The organism is Photobacterium sp. WH77, assembly GCF_022014395.1.
In the GTDB taxonomy this organism is placed as follows: domain Bacteria; phylum Pseudomonadota; class Gammaproteobacteria; order Enterobacterales; family Vibrionaceae; genus Photobacterium; species Photobacterium arenosum.
The window spans coordinates 1-862 of sequence record NZ_JAKLTE010000057.1 but is presented as its reverse complement, the minus strand read 5'-3'; the positions used below and the strand labels follow the sequence as shown (position 1 = coordinate 862).

Annotated in this window: 1 protein-coding gene and 1 pseudogene; one reads left to right on the top strand and one right to left on the bottom strand. The window is 39.8% G+C overall.

Features of this window, described 5'->3' with window-relative positions; genetic code table 11:
* The coding region (gene tssD, locus L6J37_RS21220) for a type VI secretion system tube protein TssD (RefSeq protein WP_237795583.1) at window positions 1-207 on the bottom strand (207 nt) is incomplete at its 3' end.
* A 463-nt stretch (window positions 208-670) separates the two neighbouring features.
* On the opposite strand from tssD, the pseudogene L6J37_RS21215 reads away from it, so the two are divergent.
* Window positions 671-862: pseudogene (locus L6J37_RS21215) on the top strand (formylglycine-generating enzyme family protein); the annotation flags it as partial.

Here is an 862-nt window from a genome sequence, read left to right as displayed (position 1 = left end):
GATAATTGGACGGTGAACACGCTGACCTGTTGGCTGACCGCTTTGTGGGTCACGAGGAACAGTCAGAACATGGTCCAGTTCCTGAACCAGGAATTCGTCAACGTGTGCTTCCTGCCAAGTGTTACCAACAGAGTCTGCCGTGTAAGCATCTTTAGTAATGTGGCCCTGAGTTTCACCATGAATAGACATATAAGCTGGAGTTGGCATAATCACTTTCCCTTAAATTTTAATCATTTAGATAAGTAGAGCATAACGCTGCTCTTTGCGATGATTAATATATTGCAACCACCGTGCCAACTTTAAAAACATATCAAAAACAAACAGTTACGATTTTTCGTGAATTTTAAACTCATTTTTGTTGCCAACTTTTTGGAAAATTTTCTAATTTCTTAGCAACTTCTTTCTGAATTTTTGTTATAGAGACCTTTCCCACTTTTCTTTAACCGGATTCAATTTTTCCGTTTTCTATTCGCTGTGCTCTTCAACAGACAGACCAGGCACATAAATCGTCCTGACATTGATGATTGATTTTCAATTTAAAACACCTCATTCATTCCATTGTGCACTCGGTTCAAGAAATACAGGTTGTATTTATAATTGACCATGCTTTCCAGTGTTTTTGCTTTAGGTATTTCGGTACACTAAGACACTAAAAACAAAGGATTTCAGCATGAATATTTACAGGCTAGGACTTGCATGTACGCTGCCATTATTAGCGGCCTGCAATGACAACAATTCTCCCATCAACATCACCAGCGAAACCGTCTCTCAACAGCAGCTTGATACCATAGTTACTAATATCGAAAAGCGATATCCCGAGGCGACCCAGGAACAAAAACAAAACGCTGCCGACGTGGTGGTT